The 25791-nt window shown below is 62.3% G+C and carries 20 protein-coding genes and 1 other RNA gene; 12 read left to right on the forward strand and 9 right to left on the reverse strand.

What is annotated here, in order from left to right:
- The first annotated feature begins 83 nt into the window (after positions 1 to 83).
- Entirely contained in the window at positions 84 to 683 is a 600-nt protein-coding gene (locus tag C0V73_RS21710) for a thymidine kinase (RefSeq protein ID WP_102022107.1), read from the forward strand.
- A gap of 55 nt (positions 684 to 738) precedes the next feature.
- Here C0V73_RS21710 and C0V73_RS21715 read toward each other — a convergent pair whose 3' ends face one another.
- Complete coding sequence (locus tag C0V73_RS21715; protein WP_102022108.1) at positions 739 to 3228, reverse strand: UvrD-helicase domain-containing protein; 2490 nt, start codon at positions 3226 to 3228, stop codon at positions 739 to 741.
- A gap of 278 nt (positions 3229 to 3506) precedes the next feature.
- Between C0V73_RS21715 and C0V73_RS21720 the strand changes: the two genes are divergently transcribed.
- The 4 genes from C0V73_RS21720 (at position 3507) to C0V73_RS21735 (ending at position 13231) form a co-directional block, all read left to right on the forward strand.
- Positions 3507 to 4733 carry an efflux RND transporter periplasmic adaptor subunit gene (locus tag C0V73_RS21720; protein WP_102022109.1) on the forward strand — a complete coding sequence of 409 codons (1227 nt, stop codon included), beginning with the start codon at positions 3507 to 3509 and terminating at the stop codon, positions 4731 to 4733.
- Complete coding sequence (locus C0V73_RS21725) at positions 4730 to 7879, forward strand: efflux RND transporter permease subunit (RefSeq protein WP_102022110.1); 3150 nt, start codon at positions 4730 to 4732, stop codon at positions 7877 to 7879. The genes C0V73_RS21720 and C0V73_RS21725 overlap by 4 nt, the downstream gene beginning before the upstream one ends.
- Positions 7880 to 8006: 127 nt before the next feature.
- On the forward strand, positions 8007 to 9416 hold the full coding sequence (locus C0V73_RS21730) for an FAD-linked oxidase C-terminal domain-containing protein (protein WP_102022111.1): 1410 nt from the start codon (positions 8007 to 8009) through the stop codon (positions 9414 to 9416).
- Between the two features lie 74 nt (positions 9417 to 9490).
- Positions 9491 to 13231, forward strand: a complete 3741-nt coding sequence (locus C0V73_RS21735; protein WP_102022112.1) for an AsmA-like C-terminal region-containing protein — start codon at positions 9491 to 9493, stop codon at positions 13229 to 13231.
- 25 nt (positions 13232 to 13256) lie between these two features.
- Here C0V73_RS21735 and C0V73_RS21740 read toward each other — a convergent pair whose 3' ends face one another.
- The 5 genes from C0V73_RS21740 to ssrA all read right to left on the reverse strand — a co-directional run bounded on the left by C0V73_RS21740 (position 13257) and on the right by ssrA (position 15345).
- Positions 13257 to 13619, reverse strand: coding sequence for a FlxA-like family protein (locus C0V73_RS21740; protein WP_102022113.1), 363 nt, complete (start codon positions 13617 to 13619; stop codon positions 13257 to 13259).
- A 126-nt stretch (positions 13620 to 13745) separates the two neighbouring features.
- Entirely contained in the window at positions 13746 to 13982 is a 237-nt protein-coding gene (locus C0V73_RS21745) for a ribbon-helix-helix domain-containing protein (protein ID WP_102022145.1), read from the reverse strand.
- Between the two features lie 66 nt (positions 13983 to 14048).
- Complete coding sequence (locus C0V73_RS21750; RefSeq protein WP_102022114.1) at positions 14049 to 14240, reverse strand: DUF4169 family protein; 192 nt, start codon at positions 14238 to 14240, stop codon at positions 14049 to 14051.
- Positions 14241 to 14294: 54 nt separating this feature from the next.
- Positions 14295 to 14798 carry an SspB family protein gene (locus C0V73_RS21755; RefSeq protein WP_102022115.1) on the reverse strand — a complete coding sequence of 168 codons (504 nt, stop codon included), beginning with the start codon at positions 14796 to 14798 and terminating at the stop codon, positions 14295 to 14297.
- A 170-nt stretch (positions 14799 to 14968) separates the two neighbouring features.
- Positions 14969 to 15345, reverse strand: a transfer-messenger RNA (tmRNA) gene (gene ssrA, locus C0V73_RS21760).
- Positions 15346 to 15497: 152 nt separating this feature from the next.
- Between ssrA and C0V73_RS21765 the strand changes: the two genes are divergently transcribed.
- The 6 genes from C0V73_RS21765 (at position 15498) to C0V73_RS21790 (ending at position 20983) form a co-directional block, all read left to right on the forward strand.
- The gene (locus C0V73_RS21765) at positions 15498 to 16292 is read left to right on the forward strand and encodes a thymidylate synthase (protein WP_102022116.1); all 795 of its coding nucleotides are present in this window, start codon (positions 15498 to 15500) and stop codon (positions 16290 to 16292) included.
- Between the two features lie 22 nt (positions 16293 to 16314).
- Positions 16315 to 16836, forward strand: coding sequence for a dihydrofolate reductase (locus tag C0V73_RS21770; protein WP_102022117.1), 522 nt, complete (start codon positions 16315 to 16317; stop codon positions 16834 to 16836).
- 153 nt (positions 16837 to 16989) lie between these two features.
- Complete coding sequence (gene hflK, locus C0V73_RS21775) at positions 16990 to 18123, forward strand: FtsH protease activity modulator HflK (RefSeq protein WP_102022118.1); 1134 nt, start codon at positions 16990 to 16992, stop codon at positions 18121 to 18123.
- A gap of 1 nt (position 18124) precedes the next feature.
- Positions 18125 to 19075 (forward strand): protease modulator HflC, encoded by a 951-nt coding sequence (locus tag C0V73_RS21780; protein ID WP_102022119.1) that lies wholly within the window; start codon positions 18125 to 18127, stop codon positions 19073 to 19075.
- Between the two features lie 4 nt (positions 19076 to 19079).
- Positions 19080 to 19265 (forward strand): DUF2065 domain-containing protein, encoded by a 186-nt coding sequence (locus C0V73_RS21785; protein WP_102022120.1) that lies wholly within the window; start codon positions 19080 to 19082, stop codon positions 19263 to 19265.
- A 110-nt stretch (positions 19266 to 19375) separates the two neighbouring features.
- Complete coding sequence (locus C0V73_RS21790; RefSeq protein ID WP_102022121.1) at positions 19376 to 20983, forward strand: Do family serine endopeptidase; 1608 nt, start codon at positions 19376 to 19378, stop codon at positions 20981 to 20983.
- A 4-nt stretch (positions 20984 to 20987) separates the two neighbouring features.
- Here the strand turns inward: C0V73_RS21790 and C0V73_RS21795 are convergent, their stop codons facing one another.
- The 3 genes from C0V73_RS21795 to serB form a co-directional block, all read right to left on the reverse strand.
- The gene (locus C0V73_RS21795) at positions 20988 to 23315 is read right to left on the reverse strand and encodes an EAL domain-containing protein (RefSeq protein WP_245408064.1); all 2328 of its coding nucleotides are present in this window, start codon (positions 23313 to 23315) and stop codon (positions 20988 to 20990) included.
- 84 nt (positions 23316 to 23399) lie between these two features.
- Complete coding sequence (locus C0V73_RS21800) at positions 23400 to 23972, reverse strand: GNAT family N-acetyltransferase (RefSeq protein ID WP_102022123.1); 573 nt, start codon at positions 23970 to 23972, stop codon at positions 23400 to 23402.
- Between the two features lie 10 nt (positions 23973 to 23982).
- Complete coding sequence (gene serB / locus C0V73_RS21805; protein ID WP_102022124.1) at positions 23983 to 24873, reverse strand: phosphoserine phosphatase SerB; 891 nt, start codon at positions 24871 to 24873, stop codon at positions 23983 to 23985.
- Between serB and miaA the strand changes: the two genes are divergently transcribed.
- Positions 24872 to 25786 carry a tRNA (adenosine(37)-N6)-dimethylallyltransferase MiaA gene (gene miaA, locus C0V73_RS21810; RefSeq protein ID WP_102022125.1) on the forward strand — a complete coding sequence of 305 codons (915 nt, stop codon included), beginning with the start codon at positions 24872 to 24874 and terminating at the stop codon, positions 25784 to 25786. The genes serB and miaA overlap by 2 nt on opposite strands.
- The last annotated feature ends 5 nt before the right edge of the window (positions 25787 to 25791 follow it).

Here is a 25791-nt window from a genome sequence, read left to right on the forward strand (position 1 = left end):
TGGCCGCCACCTGCTTGTCGCGTCCTGCCGATATTCCTACAAGTGCGGCAACCGAATGACACTCCTTCGACAGTAGCGACGCCTTGGCCAAACTTCATTTCATCTACGCCACCATGAATGCCGGCAAATCGACTTTGCTTTTGCAGGCGGCCTATAACTATCAGGAACGCGGCATGCGCGTCGCCATGCTGATCAGCGCGCTCGACAATCGCGCGGGCAAGGGCTTCATCGGGTCGCGGATCGGTCTGAAGGCGGAAGCCGATGCCTTCGGTCAGGAGGAGGATCTCTTCGCGGCCATCAAGGCAGATCATGAGACGTCACCGCTCTCCTGCGTCTTCGTCGATGAGGCGCAGTTCCTGACCACCGATCAGGTCTGGCAGTTGTCGCGTGTTGTCGACGTGCTCGATCTGCCGGTCATGGCCTATGGTCTGCGCACGGATTTTCGCGGCGAGCTCTTCCCGGGGTCCCGCGGTCTGTTGGCGATTGCCGACGAACTGACGGAAGCACGGTCGATCTGCCATTGCGGCCGCAAGGCGACCATGGTCGTGCGCATGGGCGAAGACGGCAAGGCGCAGCGGGATGGCGCTCAGGTGCTGATTGGCGGCAACGAAACGTATACCTCGCTCTGCCGCCGCCACTGGCAGCTCGCTTTTTCGGCGGAAGAAGTCCACGACGCCGCCTGAGACTTGTGACCGTGCCGTCTTAGTGCGCTGCCTGAAGACCCGCGATCATGGGGCTTCAGGCCTTCTCGACAAATCCGTCCAGCACGCGCTTCTGACCGGCGCGGTCGAAATCGATCGTCAGCTTGTTGCCCTCGATCGACGAGATGTTGCCGTTGCCGAACTTGATGTGAAACACTCGGTCGCCGACGGAAAAGCGGGAGGGTTCGGTCGACGTCGATTTGGCGACGAGTTCGCCGTCGATGGTCTTTGCGCGCGGGCCGCTTTCGCCGTAGCCGATCCGCTCGACGGCATGGCCGGAACGATTGCCCCAGTTGTCACGCGTCGCATCCGTCTTGTTCGCCTGGGCGCGTTTCCAGCCGGGCGTCGAGTAGCTGTTCTGGAAGGGCTCCTGCTTGTCGAAGCGGGATTGGCCATACGGGTTGCGGCCATAACCGCCATAGGAGGTCTCGGCTTCGGCGACCTCGACATGGGCGGGCGGCAGTTCTTCGAGGAAGCGTGAGGGCAGTGTTGATTGCCACAGCCCATGAATGCGGCGGTTGGAGACGAACCAGATGTGGCAGCGACGCTTCGCACGGGTGATGCCGACGTAAGCCAGGCGGCGTTCCTCTTCGAGGCCCGAGCGGCCACCTTCATCCAGCGCGCGCTGGTGGGGAAACAGGCCTTCCTCCCAGCCGGGCAGAAACACGGTTTCGAACTCCAGGCCTTTGGCCGAATGTAGCGTCATGATGGAGACGGCGTCGAGGTTCTCGTTGGTCTCGGCATCCATGACCAGCGAGACATGTTCGAGAAAGCCGCGCAGGCTCTCGAAGGCTTCCATCGAGCGGATCAGTTCCTTGAGGTTTTCCAGACGTCCCGGCGCTTCGGCCGACTTGTCGTTCTGCCACATGGCCGTGTAGCCGCTTTCGTCGAGGATCTGCTCGGCGAGTTCGGTATGGGGCGTGTTTTCGAGCAGAGACTGCCAGCGACGGAAATCGGTGACGACGTCGAAAAGCGCCTTGCGGGCCTTGGGCTTCAGCTCGTCCGTTTCGATGATGTCAGTCGCGGCGGCCAGCATCGGGATGTCACGGGCACGCGCATAGTCGTGCAGATTGCGGATCGTCGTGTCGCCCAGGCCGCGCTTCGGCGTGTTGACGATGCGCTCGAACGCCAGGTCGTCGGCCGGCTGGCAGACCAGGCGGAAATAAGCCATGGCGTCGCGGATTTCGAGGCGTTCGTAGAAGCGAGGGCCGCCGATGACGCGGTAGTTGAGGCCGAGCGTGACGAACCGGTCTTCGAATTCGCGCATCTGGAACGAGGCGCGTACCAGGATCGCCATGTTGTTCAGCGGATGCTGATTGCGCTGGAGCTGCTCGATTTCCTCGCCGACGGCGCGGGCTTCTTCTTCCGAATCCCAGGCGGCATGCACGACCACCTTGTCATCATTCGGATCGACGCGGTCGGTGAACAGCGTCTTGCCGAGGCGGCCTTCGTTATGGGCGATCAGGAAGCCGGCGGCGCCCAGAATGTGTTCGGTCGAACGGTAGTTGCGCTCCAGCTTGATGACCTTGGCGCCCGGAAAGTCCTTTTCGAAGCGCAGGATGTTGTCGACTTCCGCGCCGCGCCAGCCATAGATCGACTGGTCATCGTCGCCAACGCAGCAAACATTCTGCGGCACGCTGGGCGGGCGCTGGGCGAGCAGCCTGAGCCACATGTACTGGGCGGTGTTGGTGTCCTGGTACTCGTCGACCAACACGTATTTGAAGCGCTGGTGGTATTCCTTCAGCACATCGGGATTGGCCTTGAACATCCGGATCGGATGCAGCAGCAGGTCGCCGAAGTCGCAGGCGTTCAGTGTCTTCAGGCGGTTCTGATAGGCAGTGTAGAGTTCGCGGCCCTTGCCGTTGGCGAAGGCACGCGCATCGCCTTCCGGGATCTGTGCCGGGTCGAGGCCCTTGTTCTTCCAGCCGTCGATCATCTGGGCGAACTGCTTGGCCGGCCAGCGCTTGTCGTCGAGGCCCTCTGCCTGGATGATCTGCTTGATCAGTCGCACGACATCATCGGTATCGAGAATGGTGAAATCGGAAGACAGGCCGACGAGCTCGGCGTGGCGGCGTAGGAGCTTGACGCCGATCGAGTGGAAGGTGCCGAGCCAAGGCATGCCTTCGACCGCACCACCGACAAGATGGCCGATGCGCTCCTTCATCTCGCGCGCGGCCTTGTTGGTGAAGGTCACCGCAAGGATCTGGCTCGGGAAGGCGCGGTTGGTGGCAAGGATGTGGGCGATACGGGTGGTCAAGACACGGGTCTTGCCCGTGCCGGCACCTGCGAGGACGAGCACGGGCCCATCGACGGTTTCGACTGCCTCGCGCTGTTCCGGGTTGAGGCCGGAGAGATAATCGGGCGCGCGGGCCTGATCGCGGGCGGCCATGGCGCGGGCCGCGATGCCGAGGCCGCCGCCGGAGGGCACGCCTGGCCCCGGTGCCGGAACTGGGGCAGGGGAAGCGGCCGGCTTGCGCGGCGCAGGCTCTTCATCGAAGAAGGGAATGTCGTCGAAACCGTTACTCATGCGGCTCAATGTAGTGATTCGGGTCGGAAAGGCCAGTGACGGCGTTCTGGTTTTATTCCTCGCGCCCGCCAACTCACGGATTTCCGAGGTCTTCCGTCTCTCCTCGTGCTACAATCCCGCAAACGGGGGAATGACCGCCTTGATGGTCGACGCGATCACGCGGGCGTGAAAAGTTGCGAGATTACAAATCAGTAAGCTTGCCGTTCAGGCATTGCCAGTTCCGGTTTGCGCCCGATACTTAACCACCATCATCCAGTTCGATTTATTTGGAGCCTTGCATGCCGCTTTGGAAGCAACTCGCCATCAGTATTGCCCTTCTTTTTGTTGGCCTCTGTTCCTGGGTCTATCTCTCACCGGGGGCTGGCCAGACGCTGGTTTCCATGGGCGTTCCGGCATCCGCCGTGGCACTCATTTCGGGTGCCGACGCTGAAGGAGAGGCCGCGGGTCAACGCGGCCAGGGGCAGGGCGGGCAACAGGCGCAGTCCGGCGGGCAAGGCTCTGGACAGGGCCAAGCTCAGGGCAATCGTCGTGGCGGTGGCAACCAGGCCATTCTCGTCGCCACTCAACCGGTCGCCATGGGTGTGGTCAACGATCGGCTGAGCGCGATCGGCGATGGTGAGGCGATCGAAGCCGTGACCGTCATGCCGCAGGCTTCCGGTACGATCGCGGAAATCCTTGTTTCCTCGGGTCAGAAGGTGACGAAGGGCGACGTGATCGCCCGCCTCGACCGCGAGGAACAGGTGATCTTGCGCGACCAGGCCGCCGTTGCGCTGCGCAGCGCGAAGGAAAAGGCCGAGTCCTACCGAAACCTGCAGAGCTTCTCGCGTCTTGACGTACTCGACGCCCAGATTGCCGAGGAACAGGCGCAGTTGCAGCTGACCACCGCCGAACTCAATCTGAAGCGTCGTGACATCGTGGCCCCGATCGACGGCATCATCGGCATCGTCGGCATCAGCGTCGGTGACAATGTGACGAATTCCACTGCTATCGTGTCCCTCGACAATCGCAGCCAGTTGCTGGTCGACTTCTGGGCACCGGAGCGTTTCGCTGTGGCCGTGCGCCCGGGCATGCCGGTCGAGGCCAATTCCGTCTCGCGTCCGGGGCAGGTCTTCCAGGGCAGCGTGGAAGCGGTCGACAGCCGCGTTGACGAGGCAAGCCGCACCATCCGGATCCGCGCGAAGATCGACAATCCCGATGACGTTCTGCGCGCGGGCATGTCCTTTGCCGTCGGCATGCGCTTCCCGGGTGACAGCTATGCCGCGGTCAACCCGCTTGCCGTCCAGTGGGACGGCGAAGGCTCCTTCGTCTGGCAGATCGTCGATAACAAGTCTGTGAAGACCCGCGTGCGGATCGTCCAGCGCAATTCCGATCAGATCCTGGTCGAGGCGCAGCTTAAGGAAGGTGACCTGATTGCCGTCGAAGGCCTGCAGCGCGTGCGTGAGGGTGGAACGGTCGAGATTGCCGGTCAGCCTAAGGCAGGTTCCGAGGAGGTTGCCGTACGATGAGCGCGACAGAGAACGGTTCCGAACAGTCCGGGCGCAGCTTTACTGCGCTCTTTGTCCGCCGGCCGGTTCTGGCGGCGGTCCTCAACACCCTTCTTGTCGTCGCGGGTCTTGCAGCCCTTGCAGGGATCGAAATCCGCGAACTGCCCGACGTCGACCAGCCGGTGATCACGGTCAGCACCGATTATGACGGTGCTTCCGCGCAAACCATGGACCAGGAAGTCACCCGGATCATCGAGGGCGCCGTTGCCCGCGTAAGCGGTCTGAAATCCATGTCGTCGCGCTCGTCGTTCGGGGAAAGCCGGACGACACTCGAATTCAGCGACAATGTCGATCTCGCCGTTGCCGCAAACGACGTCCGCGATGCGCTCGGCCGGGTGCGCAACCAGTTGCCCGACGACACGGATGAACCACGGATCGTCAAGGCGGATGCCGATTCCCAGCCGATCATGCGGCTTGCCGTGACATCCACGACGCTCTCCATGGAAGACCTGACGCTGTTGGTGGAGAACGAGATCTCTGACCGACTGGCGGCTGTCGAAGGCGTCGCCGACGTCCAGATCTATGGCGACCAGGAAAAGGTCTTCCGCATCGACGTCAACCAGGCGGCGCTTGCGAGCCGCGGCCTGAGTGTGGCGAGCCTCGCGACCGCGTTGCAGAATTCCTCGCTCGACGTCCCCGCCGGTTCGCTCGAATCGCAGACGCAGGACATTGTCGTTCGGGCGACAGCCAGCCTCACCACCGTCGATGATTTCGAGAACGTGCTGATCGGTGATCGCGTGCGGTTGCGCGACGTGGCAACCGTGACACTCGGGCCCGATGACGGCTCGACCTCGCTTCGATCCAACGGCGTCCAGGGTGTCGGCCTTGGCATCATTCGCCAGGCGCAGTCCAATACGCTGAACATCTCGGCGGGCGTGCATGCCGCCGTGGATGCTATGGCGAGCGCGCTGCCAGAGGGTACGCGGGTGATCATCACCAGCGACGACGCGGTTTTCATCCAGGGCGCGCTGCACGAAGTAGAAATTGCGCTTGGTCTCTCCGCCGTGATCGTTCTCGTCGTGCTTTATCTCTTCCTGCGCGATTGGCGGGCGACCTTGATCCCGGCATTGACCATGCCCGTGGCTCTGATCGGGACGCTGGTTGCGATCTATCTCGTCGGCTTCTCGCTCAACATCCTAACCCTGCTTGCGATCGTGCTTGCGACTGGTCTCGTCGTCGATGACGCGATCGTGGTTCTCGAAAACATCGTGCGTCGGCGGTCCGAGGGCATGGGGCCTCGGGCGGCTGCTGTACTCGGCACGCAAGAGGTGTTCTTCGCCGTGCTGGCGACGACGGCCACACTCGCTGCCGTCTTTGTACCGCTCTCCTTCCTTCCGGGACAGCTCGGTGGTCTTTTCCGTGAGTTCGGTTTCGTGCTCGCCTTCGCCGTCCTGCTCTCCTCGGCCACGGCGCTGACATTGTGCCCGATGATGGCATCGCGCATGCTGACGCGGGAAGCCAAGGAAGATCACGGCATATTGGGGGCCTTCGGCAATCGCTTTGCCAGTTTTTATGCGCGTTCGCTCCGGGCGTGCCTCGGTAACCCGCTGATCGTCGGCGTTTTTGCCCTGGTGTTCTCCGGGGCGGCCTATGTGGCCTTCACGGCGATCCAGAGCGAAATCACACCGCGCGAAGACCGCTCCATGGTGATGATGCGGCTTTCGACGCCGCAGGGGTCCAGCCTGTCCTACACGCGTGATCAGCTGCAGCGGGTGGAAGAGAACCTCAAGCCACTGCGCGACAGCGGCGAGATCCAGAACATCTTCTCGATCTCGGGTCAGGGCTCGTCCAACAGCGCCTTCATGGTGATGACGCTGGCGCCCTGGTCGGAACGCGAGCGGACACAAGACCAGATCGTGCAGGACGTGAATGCTGCCGCCGCCCAGGTGCCGGCGCTCCGCGGCAACGTCTTCCAGTCGAACAGCCTTCGCATTCGCGGGGCCGGCAGTGGCCTGCAGATGGCGGTCGTCGGCTCCAACCACGAGACCCTGACGGCAGCAGCCCTGCAGATCGTCGATCAGCTGAGGGACCGGCCGGAGTTCCAGACACCTCGCCTCGACAACGAGCCGAGCCAGGCCCAGATCTCTGTCACGATTGACCGTGAGCGGGCATCCGATCTCGGTATCGATATCGGAGCGATCGGCACGTCGTTGCAGGCGCTGCTCGAGGGCCGCTCGGTCACCGACGTCTTTGTCGACGGCAACTCGATCCCGGTGCGTCTGGTGTCGAGCACGCAGCCGATCAACGATCCGACAGATCTCGAGAACATCTTCCTGACGACCTCGGACGGTCGTGTGGTGCCGATGTCTTCGATCGCGTCTCTCGAGGAAAACGCCGTTTCGCCGACGTTGAACCGCGAGCAGCAGCTTGCCTCGGTCTCCTTCTCGGCCGGCCTTGGCGATGGTGTTGCCCTGGGTGACGCCGTCGAGATGGTGACGGAGATTGCCCAGCCGCTTCTGCCGCCGGGTTCGCGTCTGCTTCCGCTCGCCGAGGCCGCGACGCTGGAGCAGAACAGCTATGGCATGGCGCTCACCTTCGGCTTTGCGATTGCGATCATCTTCCTGGTGCTCGCGGCGCAGTTCGAAAGCGTGGTGTCCTCGCTGATCATCATGGCGACGGTGCCGCTCGGGCTTGCCTGTGCCGTGTTCGCACTCGTCGTCACGGGATCGTCGCTCAACGTCTACAGTCAGATCGGCCTTGTGCTGCTTGTCGGGGTCATGGCGAAGAACGGCATCCTGATTGTCGAATTCGCCAATCAGCTGCGCGACCGGGGGCTCTCCGTGCGCGAGGCGATCGAGACGGCCTGCACGATCCGTCTGCGTCCTGTCATGATGACGATGATTGCCACCGTGCTTGGCGGCGTGCCGCTGGTGCTGGCGCAAGGAGCGGGTGCGGAAGCGCGCATCGCGCTCGGCTGGGTGATCGTCGGCGGTCTGGGCTTTGCGACGCTGGTGACGCTCTACATCACGCCGGTCGCCTATCTGATGCTCGCCCGCTTCTCCAAGCCGCATGCTCAGGAGGAAGCGCGCCTGAAGACGGAACTGGAGGATGCGACGCTCAAGATCGCCAATGATGCGGGCTTGCCGCCGCGGATCGCGGCAGAGTGACGGGGAGGGGCGCGATGCTCCTCCTGCGCCCTTCGGACGTCTGGACAATTCCCGAACCCTATCCCATAGCAGGGGCGTGTCGGCGCAGTGCCGATGCGCCCCATGACACTGTATCGGGAGGTCGCGGATGGCCCGCAAGGATGTGATCGACGGCAAGCGCAACGAAGAGGGCATGGCGCTGGTTTTGCCCATCCTCAAGCAGCGTTTCGGTGAGCGTTTCCAGACCGGACAATCCTTCTGTGACCAGCACAGTCACACCACCACCTATTTGCCATCGCAACGGCCCGATGGGGTCGTCTTTGTCGAAACCAGCGACGATGTGCGGGAGGTGGTTCGGGTTTGTGCCGGCCATCGCGTGCCGATCGTGCCCTTCGGCACCGGTTCCTCGCTCGAGGGACAGGTCAACGCGCCGTTCGGCGGCATCTCGGTCGATTTCACCCGGATGAACCGGATCATCAGCGTGAATGCCGAGGATCTCGACTGCACCGTGGAACCAGGAGTTACCCGGGAGGACCTCAACACCTATCTTCGCGATACCGGCCTGTTCTTCCCCATCGATCCCGGTGCCAATGCCTCGCTCGGCGGCATGGCGGCAACGCGGGCATCCGGCACCAATGCTGTGCGCTACGGCACGATGAAGGACAATGTGCTGGCGCTGACCGTCGTCACCGCTGATGGCGAGGAGATCCGCACGGCACAGCGCGCGCGCAAATCGTCGGCCGGTTACGACCTCACCCGCTTGTTTGTCGGCTCGGAAGGCACGCTCGGCGTGATCACGTCTGTGACGTTGCGCCTTCAGGGCATCCCCGCCAAGATCAGCGGTGGCGTCTGCGCCTTTCCGACGCTCGAAGATGCCTGCAATGCGGTGATTACGACGATCCAGATGGGCATTCCGGTCGCCCGCATCGAACTGCTGGACGAGATGCAGATCCGGGCCTGCAATGCCTATTCGAAGCTCTCCTATGCCGAGCGTCCGACGCTTTTCGTTGAATTTCACGGAACGGACGAGACCGTGGCGCTGCAGGCCGCGCAGTTCGGCGAGATCGCAGCTGAGTTCGGCGGCGGTGAGTTTGCCTATACCGCCAATGCCGAGGAGCGGACCCAGCTCTGGAAGGCGCGCCACAATGCCTATTGGGCGAGCCGGGCGCTGGCGCCCGAACTCGCGGCCCTATCGACTGATGTCTGCGTGCCGATCTCCAGGCTCGCCGAATGTGTGGCGGCAACCCAGGCCGACATTCGCGAGCAAGGCTTCCTCGCGCCGATCGTCGGCCATGCGGGCGACGGCAATTTTCACGTTCTCCTGCTCTTCAACGACAAGGACGAGGCGGACGTTGCAAAGGCGGAAGCTTTCCTCGAACGCCTGAACGGGCGGGCGCTTTCGATGGAGGGCACCTGCACCGGCGAGCATGGGATCGGGCAGGGCAAGATCGGCTATCTGGAACAGGAGCTCGGCTCGGCGCTGCCGGCCATGCGGGCGATCAAGGCGGGGCTGGACCCCGACAACATCTTCAACCCGGGCAAGATCTTTCGCCTGTGACTGCAAGAGCTTGCGGGTTGCCCCGGCGGTGAATTGCGTTACCTTCGGGCCGTCAATCAAGGGAGTGGCATTCGGTGCTCGGACGCATACTGGTAACGCTCGGCGGACTTCTGGTCGTTGCGCTCTTTGCCGCGCTGCTGGCGCCAGTTTTTGTCGACTGGACCAATTTCAGGCAAAACTTCGAGGACCAGGCGAGCCAATTGCTCGGCAAGAAGGTCGTGGTCAATGGCGCCGTGAGCGCCCGCATCCTGCCGTTTCCTTCGGTCACGATGGAGGATGTCACTGTAGGTAAAGATATCGACGGCACACCGCTCGTTCGCGTGGCGCGCTTTTCCCTCGATGCCGAACTGGCGCCCTTCCTCTCCGGAGAAGCGCGGATCTTCGACATGCGGATCGAAGAGCCGAAGGCACGCATCCGACTGCTGGCTGACGGAACACTCGATTGGCTGCGCGGCAGCCAACCCCGCCTTCCGGCGCGCACCGTCGTGCTCGAAAAGGTCTCCGTCAGCGGTGGCACGATCGAGTTCATCGACCAGCAGTCCGGCCGCAACCGCATACTCACCAATCTCGACGCCGCCATCTCGGCCCGCACGCTGGCAGGGCCCTGGTCTGTCGAGGGAACAGCCGCTCTTGACGGGGAGGCGGCGCGCTTTGGCCTGACGACGTCGGCACCCATCGGTGCAGCGCTGCCGCTTCGGCTGCGGATCGATCCGGAGATGCGGCCCTTCGACCTGATGCTGGAGGGTGAACTGGCTCTCGAAGAGGGCAAGCCGCACTATACGGGTAATTTTACCTCCACATGGAAGGTCGCGACAGACCCGACCTCAGAGCCGGGCCAGAAGCCGGTTCCGGCACCGCGAGTCCGCGGCGAGTTCAAGCTCGCCAATGACAGCATCGCGATCCCGACCTACCGCCTCGAACTGGGTGAGATCGCCGACCCATATGTGATCACGGGCGAAGCCAAGCTCGATACGGGCGCAAACCCCGAATTCCTGCTGACCGCCGAGGGCCAGCAGGTCGATGTGAACCGGCTTGCGGCGGACGGGAGCCAGGCCAAGACGTCACGCAACGGTTCCGTTTCCATGCAGCAGCGAATGGCGCTTCTCATGTCGACGGCCGCGCAGATCCCGGTCCCCAAGGTCCCCGGTCGAGCCACGCTGCGCCTGCCGGCGATTGTGGCCGGCGACACGGTGTTTCGCGACCTGCAGCTCGACGTGCGCCCTGCCGGCGACGGCTGGACTGTGGACCGCGCTGTCGGCCTGTTGCCGGGACGCACGCAGGTGGAGGCGAGCGGTCGGCTGGTGCTCGTCGGTACGCCGTCTTTCGAAGGCAACCTGCTCGTTGCCTCGACACAGCCGTCGGGACTGGCCACCTGGATCTCCGGTCGTGTCGATCCGGCGATCCGCGGGCTTGCCTCTGCCGGCTTTTCTGCTTCGGTGAACCTGACCCCGGACCTACAGCGCTTCGAGAATCTGGAGCTTGCCATTGGGGCAGAGCCGCTCAAAGGCCGGATCGAACGGGAATCGCGCAACGGCGTGGCGGCCAGCCTTTCCATCGATCTGACGGGCGAGGGGCTCGACCTCGACGCTGCACGGGCGATTGCCGCCCTGATGGTCGGTGAGGATGCCGAACAGCGGCTGCTTGCCGAGCGGGTGGCGACCCGGCTGAAGGTCGATGCGCTGCGGGCTTTCGGGGTGACGGCGGAGGATGTCGAAGCGATCGCAACCTATCAGGACGGTCAGCTCGCGATCGAGCGCCTGAACCTCGGCAGTGTGGCCGGCAGCACGCTGCGCATCAGCGGCAATCTGCGTGACGCCGAAACTCAGCCGGTCGGCGAGGCGCAGGTCCAATTCTCATCTGCCGATCCTAGACCATTCCTTGCGCTGCTTCAGGAACGGGTTCCGAGCAGCCCCTTCATCGCGCGCCTCGCGAATGCTGCATCCTGGTACGAGAATACCGAACTGCGGATGGTCCTGAGCGTGCCTGAAGCGGGCGCTATCAGCCTGGAGACAAGTGGGCGCGTCAACGACAGCGCTGTCTCAGTGAAGGCAGGTGCGGAAAGCCTCACGTCGCTCTTCACAGGCGGCAAGCGGACGATCGATCTTCGGCTTGAGAACCAGGAGGCGCAGATCCTACTCGGGCAGGCGGGCTTTGATCCCTTGCCCTGGACCATTGGCGAAGGCGGTGTTCTGACGCTTGCGCTCGAAGCCGCCGCTGACGGGAATGCGGATGCCGTAGCGCGGTTTGCAGGTGCCGTGACGACGCTCGACGCGACCGCGCAGTTGACCTCGCTCGACGGGCCGAACCTTCTCGATGGCGGCTGGGACGTCTCGCTCGAAAGCGAGGATATCGGCCCCTACCTGATGGCGCTCGGGCTCAGTCTTCCCGATGCCGCAACCGGTTTGCCCGTGGCGGGCGAGATGCAGTTTGCGCTTGCTGAGGGCACACTGGCGGTCGAGACGATGAAGGGCCAGCTGGCCGGCCAGGAGGTCAGTGCGCAAGGCAGTGTCGACCTCACGGCAACTGTTCCATCCATCGCCGGGGCGGTAGCGCTCGATCAACTCGATCTGGACTGGCTGGCGGAGATCATGGTGGGGCCGCTCACCGAACCCGCAAGTGGTGCATTGTCGGAGGTTGCTCTCAGCCCCGTCGCCCTGCCGTTCGATCTCGACCTTGGCCTGACCGTCAAGCGCTTGTGGCCGGGGCTGGGCGAGGCGATGACCGATGTCGGCGCTAAACTCCGCAATCGCGCCGGCGAGCTGACACTGGACGATGTCTCTGCCGACTGGCTGGGCGGGAAGATGACCGGAAGGTTCTCGCTTGCCAATACGGATGGGAACGGCTTCCTGCAGGCTCGCCTCGACCTTGCCGATAGCGATCTCGCCCGCAGCCTCAACGCCTTGCGCGTCGAGCGCGGAATCGAGGCGAAAGACAGCCCGTCCGGTCGGATGGATGTCACCTTCGTTGTGGAAGGCGGCGGCAAGACGCCGACCGAACTCATTGGACTGGCGAGCGGATCCGGGCAGGTCCGGGTTCAAGGACTTGCCGTAGGCGGCCTCGACCTTAAGGCCATGCCGCGGATCATCACAGAGGCGGATGCCCTCGGTACCGAGATCAATCAGGAGAAGGTGCTGGCACTGGCCGAGCGTCTGGTCAAGGACGGTGCGTCGCAGCTCGGTGACGTGACCGTGCCTATTGCGCTCTCCGACGGAACGGTGCGGGTGCAAGCTGCCACCCATCAGACGGCAGAGGCGAAGCTTGATGGCGGGCTACGGCTGGATTTGCGCGCCGGCACACTCGACGCCGAGGTCGGGATCGGCTATGACGCCGGAGACGCCGCCATGGCGGGTGCGCAGCCGAACGTGCGCCTGCTGCTCACAGGACCCGTTCTCGAGCCGGCATCCGAGCTTGATGTAACGGAACTCACGAACTTCCTGTCGCTGCGCGCCTTTGAGACAGAGCGTCGGCGCGTGGAGGCCTTGCAGGCCAGCGTTCTCGAAAAGCAGAGGCTCCGGCGTGAAGCCGCCCTTGCTCGTTCTCGTGCCGAGGAGCGGGCGCAGGCCGAGGCGGAACGTCTACGACTGGAGGAGGAGGCGCGGCAGAAGGCGGAGGCTGATGCGGCGGCTGAGGCAGAAGCACAAGCTGCCGCCAGTGCGGTTGCCACACCCTCCGAGCGGCCGGTTCAGGACGCTCCGGGCGATCTCACGACGGATACGGTCCCCGAACAGCCGACGGTGGAGGTGACGCCGGAGGAGCGGGTCGTTCGCCAGCCCCTGCCGGATATCCAGTTCGAAGGATTGCCAGGCGTCAACTGACGTTGGCAGGCCGTGCTCTAATGTCTCAGACGTATGCCGTCCTCTCGCCGAATGGCGTGTCGTCGACATCACCCGAAATGTTCGTGGTGCCGATCAAGTCGCTTTCGCCGGATAGCAGCGTGTTGGCCGGTTCTTCAGAAGTGTTTTCCGATGCGGCTTTCAGCTGAGCGAGCTGCGCCTCGACCTGTGCCAGCTGGGCGCGCAGTTCCGTGAGTGTCTGATTGATCTCGGCTTTTTCGTCGTCGGTGCTGGCCGAGCCGAGGGCTTCTTCCTGGGAGGAAATGCTTTTCTGCAGGCTGGCGATCTGGGCCTTCACTGCGGATGTCGAATTGCCCGAAGATGATGAGAGGGATTGGGTGGTCGTCGTCGATGTCGAAATCGTCGTCATGAAAAGCCTCGTGCTGAATGGGAAAACTCAAACGGCCCGCGGGTGGCAATACGAGATACCAGCGAGACATACCCTGCGTGCGAATACAGCATGGACGATAAATCGCGATTCTTAAATATGTATGTTTTACATCGTATTTTGGAGCAGGTGCTGATCTGCCTGCTTCAGCGCGTGCAGGACGTAGAGACGCAGCGCGGAGGAGAGGTTCGAATCGAGCGGTCTTGCCTCGTCGATCTCGGCGACCAGGGCTGCAAAGCTCAAGCCGCGTCTTGTGGCAATCGCCTTCAATTCGTCAAGGAAGGCATCTTCGACTGAGAAACTTGTCCGGTGGCCATGAAGGGTAATCGAGCGCTTGCGGATCATGGCATTGACCGATGAAGGCATCGAGAGACGGTGTCGGGATAACTGGCCGCCCCCATGTGTCTCACGTCAATCCTGATCCGGCTTTTCAAGGCGGCCTTGCTTATGTTGGCGGGCGTCCTTGTCGTTCAGCGCCCGCGTCAGGGACTTCTCGGCTTTCGTCCGACCGTGAGTGATGCGGTTCTGCTCCGCCACGGCTTCACGCTCGCTGCGGACCTTGGTCTTGCGAAACTGGCGGAGGTTGACGATATCGGCTGCCATTCGGGATGCTCCACGAAAAAGGCCGGGCGAGGGGCCCGGCCGATCGTCATGCGCTTATTGCTTCTTGCGGAAGGCGTCGAGCGAGACGACGGAGCCTTCCTTCTTCTCGTCGGCCTTGGCCGCTTCCGAATCCTCGGGCTTGGCGATGGCTTCGAGCGGGTAAGCGGTGATTTCAGCGTCGTTCTCTTCCTCGTCGGACAGCGGCACGTCGAATTCGAGTTCGAAGTTCACGGACGGATCGTAGAAACCGCGGATCGCGTTGAACGGGATCACCAGCTTTTCAGGCGTGTCGGAGAAGGACAGGCCGATCTCGAACAGGCTGTCGGTCACCTTGAGGTCCCAGAACTGGTGCTGGACGACGATCGTCATCTGTTCGGCATACTTGGCCTTCAGATGCTGCGAGATCCGCACGCCCGGTGCGCCGGTCAGGAAGGTGATGAAGAAGTGGTGGTCACCCGGCAGGCGGCCTGTCGCGGAAACCTCGGCCAAGACCTTGCGGATGACGCCGCGAAGAGCGTCCTGGGCCAGAATGTCGTAGCGAATGTGGTCGTGCCCCATCAGATCCCTGCTTTCCTAATCATGCCGATTTCGACGGCTTATGCCATGACGCGACGATGCGGAAAAGCCCCGACGCGTGAAACTGGTTTGACGAATGTACATCAAATCTGCGCCTGCGGGTAGCAGCGAAATCCGAGCAAAGTCATGCAGAAAGAGAAAGGAGGGAGTTAGGTGAAGGCTTCTGTTGCCAGGTGCCTTCGGACCCCGCCTTAAGGGGCTAACCCTAAGGACTTAGAGCGGGTTTCCCGCACCGCCATTAGGCAGCGAGAGCGTAACCCTTAGCGTTGTTGTCGTTTGCAACTACACTTGTGACCCGATAACGGCGGTATCATGCCGAGCAAAAGTTCGATCTTTACGCCCTTGTCGATCCTATTTCGCCCCCATCAAAAGCCGGTCCGAAGAGACTTCGTCACCGACCGGTTTTTGGTGGAGGCGCCGGGTACCGCCCCCGGGTCCAATAGGTTTATTACACCGACCGTTTATCGCCATAGCCGGAGCAAGCCCCGGCATGGCTGATATAGGTGTTTCCTTACCCGATGAAAAGAGGGCGGGCGCACAATCGGCGAGGTGCCCTGGCAGCCCGAGCTCCCGAACGACGCGATGTGAGGGCCTCTGCGGGGGATAATGCTGGAAAACGCATTGGTTCGAGGCCCTGGCGGCGATATGATGTCGGCGACAACGACTCGATGAATGGGATCCATGCACCAGTATCACGACCTCCTCCGTCACGTTCTGGAGAACGGCAGCGACCGCGGTGATCGCACCGGTACGGGCACGCGTTCGGTCTTCGGGCACCAGATGCGATTCGATCTGGCTGACGGCTTTCCCGTCATCACGACGAAGCGGCTGCATCTGAAGTCGATTATCCACGAGCTGCTCTGGTTCCTGAAGGGCGATACCAATATCGCCTATCTCAAGGAGAACGGCGTCAGCATCTGGGACGAATGGGCTGACAAGAATGGCGACCTCGGACCTGTCTACGGTGCGCAGTGGCGCTCCTGGCCGGATTACGATGGCGGGCATATCGATCAGATGGCCAAGCTCGTCGAAAGCATCAAGACCAATCCCAATTCGCGCCGCCATATCGTCACCGCCTGGAACCCGGCGCTCGTCGACGAAATGGCGCTGCCGCCCTGCCACTGCCTTTTCCAGTTTTACGTGGCTGATGGGCGGCTCTCCTGCCAGCTCTACCAGCGCTCCGCCGACATCTTCCTCGGCGTGCCCTTCAACATCGCTTCCTACGCCTTGCTGACCCTGATGATGGCGCAGGTGACGGGGCTGGAGCCCGGCGACTTCGTTCACACGCTGGGTGACGCGCATCTCTACGCCAACCATTTCGACCAAGCAAAGCTGCAGCTGACGCGGACGCCCAAGGCGCTGCCGGTCATAAAACTCAATCCCGAGGTCCGGGATCTGTTCTCTTTCGCCTACGAAGACTTCACGCTGATCGGATATGAAGCCGATGCCAGCATCAAGGCACCGATCGCCGTATAGGCGAGGTGAAGGCATATCCGGCATGGCTCCCGTCAAGATCGTCATCATCGTGGCCGTTTCGCAAAACGGCATCATTGGCCGCGACGGCGACATGCCGTGGAAGCTCTCGACGGATCTGAAGCGCTTCAAGGCGCTCAGCATGGGCAAGCCGCTGGTGATGGGGCGCAAGACCTTCGAATCCGTCGGATCAGAGCCACTGGCTGGTCGCCCCCATATCATCGTCAGCCGCAGTCAGAGCTTCGACATGCCGGGGGTGGAAACCGTCGGGAACCTCGAGGCAGGGATCGAGCGGGCCAGGGTGATCGCATCCGAGACTGGCGTTGACGAGGTCTGCATTGTCGGCGGCGGCGAGATCTATCGTCAGGCCTTGCCGCTTGCCGATGTCCTCCATGTCACGCATGTCGGGACGGTGGTCGACGGCGATACCTCTTTCCCACAGATCGATCCGGTGGCATTCGAATTGATCGAGGAAACTGCAGTTCCGGCCGGCGAGAAGGACAATTATCCGACGCGCTACGCGATATACCGTCGCAGGGACCGCTGATAACGCAAAATTTGCCCTTTCCGCAGAAGAAGTTGCCCCCCTCGCGTTGAAAGGCGACACCACGATACCTATAAACCTCTGGAACCTCATGCATGTCGGTCGATCGGCCAGCGGGCGGGGGACTTGGGAGCTTTTTACAGCAAAGAGGTATTGATGCCCTGGAGCAATCAAAACGGCGGCGGCGGCGGTCCATGGGGCGGCGGCGGCGGCGGCGGTAACAATCAGGGCCCCTGGGGGCAGGGGCCGAACCGGCCACGCGGCGGCGGTGGCGGCGGTGGCGGCAACCAGCCCCCGGATCTGGAGGATCTCATCCGCCGTGGGCAGGATCGTCTGAAGAACGTCGTGCCCGGCGGGTTTAACGGTGGCGCTTTCGTCATCGTCGGTATCGTGCTTCTCGCCTTCTGGGCGATGCAGGCGGTCTATACCGTGCAGCCTGACGAGCGTGGCGTTGAACTTCGCTTCGGCAAGCCGAAGGATGAAGTGTCCATGCCGGGCCTGCACTTCCATCTCTGGCCCGTGGAATCCGTCGATATCGTCAAGGTTACGGAGCAGCAGCAGAATATCGGCAGCCGCCCGACCTCGAACAATCCCGGCGCTGGCCTGATGCTCAGCGGCGACCAGAACATCGTGAGCGTTCAGTTCTCGGTTCTGTTCACGGTCTCCGACCCGCGGGCCTTCCTCTTCAACCTCGAAGATCCGTCGCAGACGCTGCAGCAGGTTGCTGAAAGCGCAATGCGCGAAGTCGTCGGCCGTCGTCCTGCTCAGGACGTCTTCCGCGACAATCGTGAGGAGATCTCGACCCAGGTCCGCGCGATCATCCAGGGCACCATGGACACCTATGGCGCCGGTATCGCGATCAACGCGGTTCCGATCGAAGACGCGGCCCCGCCGCGTGAAGTTGCCGAAGCCTTCGAAGAAGTGCAGCGCGCCCAGCAGGACGAAGACCGCTTCGTCGAAGAAGCCAACCAGTACGCCAACCAGCGTCTCGGTCAGGCCCGCGGTCAGGCAGCCCAGATCCGTGAAGAGGCGGCCGCCTATAAGGATCAGGTCGTCAAGGAAGCGGAAGGTGAGGCCCAGCGCTTCATCTCGATCTATGACGAATACGTCAAGGCGCCCGACGTCACACGCCAGCGTATCTATCTGGAAACCATGGAGAACGTCCTGCGCAATTCGAACAAGGTGATCATCGACGAAAAGCAGGGGGTCGTGCCTTACCTGCCGCTCAACGAAATCACGCGCCAGCCGGGCAGCCAGCCTGCAGGCCAGTCGGCGACGGGAGGGAACTGACATGCAGAACCGTCTTCCCTACTTCCTCATCGCCATCGGCGTCGCTCTGTTCTTCGTCTATTCGTCGATCTTCGTGGTCAACGAACGCGAGCAGGCGATCGTTCTTCGCTTCGGTCAGATCCAGGACGTGAAGGCCGAACCGGGCCTCTACTTCAAGCTGCCCTTCGCCTTCATGGATGCCGACCGCGTCCAGTATGTCGAAGATCGTGCACTGCGCTTTGACCTGCCCGACATCCGCGTGCAGGTTCGTGGTGGCGCCTTCTATGAAGTCGACGCCTTCGCCGTCTATCGCATCACCGATGCCCGTCGCTTCCGCGAAACGGTCTCGGCCGATCGGGAAGCTGCCGAATCGCGTCTGCGCACCCGTCTCGACGCAGCCCTTCGCCGCGTCTACGGTCTGCGCAACTTCGACGCCGCTCTGTCTGAAGAGCGCGGCTCTATGATGTCTGACGTCCGGAACGATCTCCAGGCAGCGGCTGAGAGCCTCGGTCTGCAGGTCACGGATGTCCGCATCCGCAGAACGGACCTGACGCAGGAAGTCTCGCAGCAGACCTTCCAGCGCATGAAGGCCGAGCGTCTTGCCGAAGCCGAACTGATCCGTGCCCGTGGTAACGAAGAGAGCCAGCGTCGCCGGGCGATCGCCGACCGTCAGGTCGTCGAACTCCAGGCCGAAGCGCAGCGCGATTCGGAAATCCTGCGCGGTGAGGGCGATGCCCAGCGTAACAGCATCTTCGCTGATGCGTTCCAGCGGGATCCGAGCTTCTTCGAGTTCTATCGCTCCATGCGCGCCTATGTGGCGTCGATGAGCAACCAGGGCACGACGATGGTGCTTTCGCCGGACAGTGACTTCTTCCGCTTCTTCAACAGCGGCGTTGGCACTGGCGGTGCTGGACAGGTTCCGCCTGCCGCAGCACCGGCACCGGTGACGCCGCCGGCAGCTGTCGGCAACTGATACGATGGATGACCTGTTCGCAGGGATCGCCATCTTTCTGATCATCGAGGGGCTGGCCTATGCGCTGGCCCCTCGTTTTCTTGTGCGGATGGCAAGGCTCCTGCCGCATATCCCCGAAGACCAATTGCGGCTCATCGGCCTCTCCACGATCACCCTTGGCGCAGCCCTCCTGTGGTTTCTTCGCGGCTGACAAGATCTGGTCGCAAGCTGCGGATAGAGCTATTCCGGCAATTGTGATTTTCCCTTCTCCCAATCCGCCTTATGTTCAGTTCGACCCAAGACAACCCAGCGAGGAAGCCGATGATGAAACCCGCCCGCACGTCGCGAATGATTCTGTCGGCGCTCCTCGTGGGAACGTCGCTGACTGTTGGCGCAGTGAGCGCTCCGGCTCCCGTTTACGCACAGGGGCCCGATTCCGTGGCCGATCTCGCCAGTGGATTGCTGGGCGCCGTGGTCAACATCTCGACATCGCAGAGTGTCGCTGAAGAAGGCGAGGGGCCACTCCCGCAGGTTCCCGAAGGGTCGCCCTTCCAGGAGTTGTTCGAAGACTTCTACAGGAACCGCGAGGGCGGTGAGCCGAACAGCAAGGTAAACTCGCTCGGATCGGGCTTCGTCATCGACCCGACCGGTTTCATCGTGACCAACAACCACGTCATCGAGAATGCCGATGATATCGAAGTCATCTTTTCCGATGGCTCGAAGTTGAAGGCCAAGCTGATTGGCACGGATACCAAGACCGACCTCTCGGTCCTCAAGGTCGAGCCGCCACAGCCGCTGACCTCGGTGAAGTTTGGTGATTCCCGCAAGATGCGGATCGGCGACTGGGTTATGGCGATCGGCAACCCGTTCGGGCTCGGCGGTTCGGTGACCGTTGGCATCATTTCGGCCAGTGGCCGAAACATCAATGCCGGCCCTTACGACAACTTCATCCAGACGGATGCGGCGATCAACAAGGGCAATTCCGGTGGTCCTCTGTTCAACATGAGTGGCGAAGTCATCGGCATCAATACGGCCATCATCTCGCCGAGCGGCGGTTCGATCGGCATTGGCTTTGCCGTCCCGACGGAGCTTGCCGAGAATATCGTCAACCAGTTGATCGAGTTCGGCGAGACGCGTCGTGGCTGGCTCGGCGTCCGCATCCAGCCCGTCTCCGACGAGGTGGCGACGAGCATGAATATCGGCCGCGCCCGCGGCGCGATGATCAGCGGCGTCGTCGAGGGTGGCCCTGTCGCCAATGGTCCGATCCAGGTCGGCGACATCGTCACAAGCTTCAACGGTCGCGCCATCACTGAAACCCGCGACCTCACGCGCATCGTCGCGGAAAGCCCGATCGGTGAGCCGCTCGATGTGGTGATTATCCGTGACGGCAAGGAACAGACGGTCAAGGTGACCCTCGGACGTCTCGAGGACGACGAAGTCGCGAGCAACGAGACAGACCCGGAGACCGCCGTCGAACCGAATGAAGAGGGAACGGCGCCCGATGGCGATACGCCGGGCGATCAGGCGACCCCGCCGAGCGATCAGCCGATGCCGGATGATCCGAATTCCGAAGCCGAGAGCGGCGAGGAGCCGGCGACCCAGCCACAGGACCAGGCGAGCGCTCCGGTGACCGAAGGCCTGATCGGCGTCGAACTCTCCGCGCTCGACGATGCCAATCGCGTCAGCTTCTCGATCGCCGAGGGCGTCGAGGGTGTTCTGATTACCCGTGTTCTTCCCGGCTCGAAGGCCGAAGGCAAAGGCCTGAAGGTTGGCGAGGTGATTGTCGAGGTGGCGCAGGAGTTCATGAAGACGCCGCAGCAGGTGGCCGAAAAACTCACCAGCATCAAGGGCGAGGGGCGTCGCAGCGGCTATCTGATGATCGCCGACAAGGACGGCAACCTGCGCCTCGTCGCGGTGCCGCTCGAGTAGCGGTCTAAGCGTAGAGGCGCTGAACCGAGTCGCTGTTCTGTCGAAGGTAGTCTTCGAACTGGTCGACCGGCATCGGTCGGCCAACCAGGAAGCCCTGGATTTCGCCACAGGTCATTTGCCGGAGCAGGTCGAACTGGCCCTTCGTCTCGACGCCTTCAGCTGCGACACTCATGCGCAGGTCGCGGGCTAGCTTGATCACCGATTCGACGATGGCGCGGCTGTCGGAGTTGGTCTCAAGGTCGGAGATGAAGGACTGGTCGATCTTCAGCTTGTCGAACCGGTAGCGGCGGAGATAGCTCAGCGACGAAAAGCCGGTCCCGAAATCATCGAGCGCAATGCGCAGCCCGAGACGCGACAGCGAGACCAACGTTTCTTCAACGCCGAGTGTCGTTTCCATCAGCAGGCTTTCGGTGACTTCCAACTCAAGGCGATGGGCGGGCAGTTCGTTCTGTTTCAGCGCGGTTTCGACGAGGGGCAGAAGCCCGGGGCTCAAGAACTGCCGCGAGGACAGGTTGACCGCGATGCGGATGTGGTCGGGCCAGCGGACTGCATCCTTGCAGGCCTGTCGCAACACCCAGCTGCCGATCGCGCCGATCTGTCCCGATTCTTCCGCAATCGGGATGAACTCGCCCGGACTGACCGAGCCCAGTGTCGGATGGTTCCAGCGAAGGAGAGCTTCGGCGCAGACCACCCGGCGCGTCTGGGCATCCACCAGCGGCTGATAGTTGATGCTGAGCCTCTCCTCAGCGATGGCCAGGGCCAGTTCCTGTTCGATCATACTGCGGCGCCGTGCTGCGGCGTCCAGCGAGCTGTCAAAGAAGCGATATCGGTTACGTCCGTCGGTCTTGGCGCGGTAAAGTGCCAAATCGGCGTTGCGCATCAACTGATCCGGGTCGATGCCGTCGATCGGGGCACAGGCGATGCCGATGCTGACGCCGACATGGGCAGAACCACAGCGCAGGGTCAGTGGCTGTTGCAGCTTTTCGATGATCCGAGCCGCGAGGATTGCCGCACTTTGCGGATCTTCCGTGGCATGCAGGATGGCGAATTCGTCGCCACCGATGCGGGCCAGCGTGTCGGTCTCGCCGCGCAGCTGGCTCAGAATGCTGGCGACGGTACGTAGGAGTTCGTCCCCACCGGTATGGCCGAAATTGTCGTTGATCTGCTTGAAGCGGTCGAGATCTAGGAGAAGCACCGAGAACGGATCGCCGAAGCGTTCGTAGCGGGAGACGGCCCTTTCGAAATCCTCTGACAGCAGGACACGGTTGCCGACTTCCGTTAGAGGGTCGTGGCGGGCCATGTGTTCGATGCGCAGTCGGCTTTCGCGGCTTGCGGTGACGTCACGACCGACGCCTCGATAGCCCATGAAGTTGCCTGCATCGTCATGGATGGCCTTCGCCGTCAGTGACCAGATCGCGAGTTCGCCGCCGAGCTCGACACAGATGTCCTGATCGCGGAAAGACTGTCGGGCCAGTAGGCTGTTGATGAAGTTCTCGCGGCAATCGAGACCGTCCACACCAACTGGCGAGAACGGCATGATGGTGGTGATGGGACGGCCGAGGACCATGCTGTCCGGGACCTGAAGCTGATCATAGAATCGCACGGAGGCGTGCTCGAGATTGAAGTCGCGGTCGACGCCCCAAAGCCAGTCGGCGGCATTTTCCTCGAAGTCGTTCAGGAGAAGGTTGATGACGTCACGTTGCTCGTCTGCGGCGATCTTTGCCCGGACGCGTTCGGTCAGGCTTCGGCAAACGGCAAGCGACGAGCGCACGATGATGGCGGCGAAGATCAGATAAAGGACGAAGAGATAAGCGCCGACCACAGTCGGATCGCGCGACAGTGCGAGTGCGGCACCCACTGCCATCGTGCCACAGAAAACGACGGATGCCGGCGGTATGGTCGCCAGCGCGAACCCTCCACCCCCGGCCATGCCAACGGTGAGCGCGATCAGAACCATGCGCTGGGTTTCGTCGGCAGAATGGTAGGCGGCAACGTCGAGTGCTGCCCAGAGGCTGCTGAGGACAGCGGCATAAATAATCGCGCGGATCGTTCCTCTGAGGCTTGCACGCTCCCGCATGCCACGCCTGCGATGCCGCCACCATGAGGCACTGGTGTACAAGGCAACTGCCAGGATCAGGCCGCAGATAACATAAACCTCTGTTGCGGAGGGGCTTCCGTAGAAGGCAAACAGCGTCAGGATGGCGTTGCAGAGGTTGGCGGCCATCATCCAGGGGGTGCTGGTGCCGACGACCGAGAGCCGGACCGCTCGGATACGGTCTGCCTCTTCCGCTGTCTGATCACCTTCTCCAAGGCGCAGGAAGCGGTCGAACATGCTTGCCATCTGGGCCGCTATACGCGCGAGGATTGTTCTCTCCATAGCGCAGTTTTTAGCAGCTATATTTTAAGTCGGCGTAAATTAGTCATGTCGTCTTGTCTGGGTCTCACGAATATCGCCAGACGTTCGAAACAATACATGTCGCTTCAATTGAGGGTGGCTGTCCGGGACTTTCGGATGATCGAAGTCCTCACCTTGCAAGTGTTGCATGCCGAGGCGTCGCATGACTGCGATCGAGCGGTGATTGTCATGCACGGCGAATGCATAGATCACCGGGTGGCCTAGGGTGTGCCGTCCATAGTCGAGCAGGCGGGCCGCAGCCTCGGTGACATAGCCCTTGCCCCAGAAGCGGGTTGCGAGACGCCAGCCGATTTCCACCGATCCGTCCGGCAGGATGCCCGGAAGATCCGCTTTCGCCAGTCCGCAGTAGCCCATCGCCTCGTCCGTCTGACGATCGGCGAGAGCATAGAAGCCCAGACCGGTCTCGGCGATCATGTTGCGATTGTAGTCGAAGAGCAGATCGCATTCCTCGTGGCTGCGACGGTACGGAAAGAAAGCGATGACCTTCTCGTCGCGGTTGATCTCGCGAAACAGGTTGCGGTCATCCTCTCGCCAGTTGCGAAGTGTGAGCCGTTCTGTTTCGACGATGATCATCGCATGCCTTTCAGTCCGTGATGAAATCAGACTTGCGGTAGCCTTGCAGATAGAGAAGGGCGGTCAGATCGCCGTGGTCGATCCGTATCTTGGCTTCTGCCGCGACCGAGGGCTTAGCGTGCAAGGCCACGCCGGAGCCGGCAATGCCGAGCATGCCGAGATCGTTTGCGCCGTCGCCAACGGCGATGGCGTCACTGGGTGAAATGCCGAGCCTTCCGGCGATATCGAGAAGCGAATCGACCTTGGCCTGCTTGCCGAGGATCGGTTCGGCCACTTCGCCGGTGAGGACCCCGTCCTGTTCGATGAGGATATTGGCGCGGTTCTCGTCAAAGCCGAGCAGGGCGGAGATCGGGGCGGTGAAGACGGTGAAACCACCGGAGACGAGTGCTGCATAGCCGCCCCTGGCCTTCATTGTCGCGATCAGTTCGCGCCCGCCCGGGGTGAGCGTGATCCGTTTTTCAATCACCTCGTCAACGACCGAGATCGGAAGCCCCTTCAGAAGCGCCACGCGCTCGCGAAGCGCCGGCTCGAAGGCAATCTCGCCGTTCATGGCCCGCGCCGTGATCTGGGAGACCTTGTCCTTGAGGCCAACTTCGGCTGCCAGTTCGTCGATGCATTCCTGACCGATCATGGTCGAATCCATGTCGGCGATCAGGAAAGACTTGCGCCGGGTCTCTGCGTTCTGCACCGCAACGTCGACAGCATGACCTGCCACGACCTCACGCAGAAGGCGGTCCGCCTCTGCGGCGTCCGTGCCGTCCGGAAGCGGGATATCGCAGGCGATGCCGTCAGCGAGCCAGTAGAGACGGGAGGATGCCACAGCGTCTGCAGCCTTCTCGGCAAGCGCCGGGGTCAGAACAGGGTTTGACGGATTGGCGACAAGCGTGGCAACCAAGGCCATGATGGAAGATCCTAGCAAGAACAATGACGCGATCCTGATAACCGGGCCGACCGCCAGCGGCAAGTCCGCGCTGGCACTCGCCTTCGCACGAGCACATGATAGTGTGGTGATCAACGCCGACAGCATGCAGGTCTACGACACGCTGCAAGTGATCACCGCGCGTCCGAGCGTGGAGGAGATGGGAGGTATTCACCACGAACTCTACGGTCATGTCCCGGCCAGGCGGAGCTACTCGACCGGTGACTGGTTGCGGGAGGTGGGTTCTCTTCTGGCAGACCTTCGAAAAGAGGGACGACTTCCCGTCATCGTCGGTGGCACCGGCCTTTACTTCAAGGCCTTGACCGGCGGCCTGTCGGACATGCCGGCCATTCCGGACGCCGTGCGAGCGACTATCCGCCAGAGGCTGGAGGCCGAAGGGGCGGAGGTTCTGCATGACGAACTCGCAGCACTTGATCCACAGGTGGCGCAACGGCTCAATGCGAGCGACGGCCAGCGGATCGTCCGCGCGCTGGAAGTCTTTTCTGCGACCGGTCGCTCGATCGCCGAGTTCCAAAAGCAGTCAGGCCCCATGCTGATCGATCCTGATCGCGCACTCAAGCTTGTCGTCCTGCCGGATCGCAAGCTGCTGCATGACAGGATCAATCGCCGGTTTGAGCTGATGATGGAGGCAGGGGCTATCGAAGAGGTTGAGGCCCTCATGCGACTTCAGCTGGCGCCGGAAATGCCGGTGATGAAGGCGATCGGTGTCTCGCAGATCGCCGACATGATGGCGGGTCGGATCAGCCGCACCGAGGCGGTCGATCGTGCGTCAGCGGCCACACGGCAGTATGCCAAGCGGCAGATGACCTGGTTTCGCAATCAGATGGACGACAGCTGGCAGCGAATCGACCCGGTGACATACAGGGTCGGCTGACGATT

This window comes from Rhizobium sp. TH135, assembly GCF_002855515.1.
GTDB lineage: Bacteria > Pseudomonadota > Alphaproteobacteria > Rhizobiales > Rhizobiaceae > Allorhizobium.